The organism is Halorubrum tibetense (genome assembly GCF_042661865.1).
Classification (GTDB): domain Archaea; phylum Halobacteriota; class Halobacteria; order Halobacteriales; family Haloferacaceae; genus Halorubrum; species Halorubrum tibetense.
Genome location: NZ_JBHSWW010000450.1, coordinates 1 through 1,294, shown reverse-complemented (window position 1 = coordinate 1,294; position 1,294 = coordinate 1). Strand labels below are relative to the sequence as shown.

Genomic DNA, 1,294 nt, shown 5'->3' with positions numbered 1-1,294 from the left:
ACCGTTCGGCGTCGATGTCGCCGGACGCGAGCGGGACCGTCGCCGGACGCGAGCGGGACCGTCGCCGGACGCGAGACCGACGTGTTGCCGGACGCGAGACCGACGTGTTGCCGGACGCGGTGCGGGGTTGTCGCTGGGAATGATGGGAAACGCCTCCGGGGGGCGAGAAGCGGATTAATACGTCTCCGTCCCGTATGAACGGGTATGTCCAATGACTACGAGACGGCGACGTTCGGCGGCGGCTGCTTCTGGTGTATCGAGGCCGCCCTCGAGGAGCTGTCGGGCGTCGCGTCCGTCACCTCCGGTTACGCCGGCGGTCACGCCGAGGACCCGACGTATCGCCAGGTCTGCTCCGGGAACACCGGCCATGCCGAGGTCGTTCAGGTCGAGTACGACCCCGCGGTCGTCGCCTACGACGACCTTCTGGAGGCGTTCTTCACGATCCACGACCCGACCCAGCTCGATCGGCAGGGGCCGGACGTGGGGAGCCAGTACCGCTCGATCGTTCTGTATCACGACGACGCACAGCGCGAGCAGGCGGCCGCCTACATCGAGGCGCTCGACGAGGAGTACGACGACGACGTGGTGACCGAGCTCGAACCGCTGGAGACCTTCTACCGCGCGGAGGAGAAACACCAGGACTACTTCGCGAAGAACCCCGACGACGCCTACTGCACGTTCCACGCCCAGCCGAAAGTCGAAAAAGTGCGTGAGAAGTTCGAGGCGAAGGTCGCGGAGTGACCTCGCTACGAGGGGCCCCGTGAGCCGGCCGGTCTGGGCGCTTGCCGCCGCGTACGTCCTCGTCGGAGTGGGGCTGTTCTACAGCCTCTGGGTCGGTTCCGACGAGCTGTTCTTGGCCGTGACCGCGGTCGTGTACGTGTTACTGCTCCCGCTGGCGTATCTCGTCTACACGAACCGAACCCGAGGCGAGTGAGTCGGTACCCGAACGCGAGTCGGGCCGTCCCTCCGGTCAAGTGATATATAAGTGCGGACGCAGCGGTATCGTCATCGACGCGGTCTGTTTCGCCCAGCCATCACTTATAAGTGATCGAGCCTGGCGGACACGTCGCAGGGACTGGTCAATTTATAACGGCCGTGGTCACGATCGCCCTCGGAGCCTCGTCCGTTCGCACGGGCCCATCCGATCGCAGGCCCCAATCCGATCCCACGACCCGTCCCACCGCACAGCCCCGCACCTCACGCCTCCCCAGCCTCGCAGCGGTCGGTTATAACCGACCGCTGCGTCCCTCGCGGGCCGCTCGCGCCCTTATAAGGGCGCGAGCGGGCGCGCCAC

Annotated in this window: 2 protein-coding genes; both read left to right on the top strand. The window is 66.3% G+C overall.

The window, feature by feature from the left end; all coding sequences use genetic code 11:
• Positions 1–204: 204 nt before the first annotated feature.
• On the top strand, positions 205–741 hold the full coding sequence (msrA, locus tag ACFQEU_RS16055) for a peptide-methionine (S)-S-oxide reductase MsrA (protein ID WP_379783797.1): 537 nt from the start codon (positions 205–207) through the stop codon (positions 739–741).
• 19 nt (positions 742–760) lie between these two features.
• Positions 761–934, top strand: a complete 174-nt coding sequence (locus tag ACFQEU_RS16050) for a hypothetical protein (protein ID WP_379783795.1) — start codon at positions 761–763, stop codon at positions 932–934.
• Positions 935–1,294: the final 360 nt, after the last annotated feature.

What these genes read in the sequence shown, in the direction of transcription:
- msrA (WP_379783797.1), top strand. Translation starts at nt 205, where the DNA reads ATGTCCAATGACTACGAGACGGCGACGTTCGGCGGCGGCTGCTTCTGG.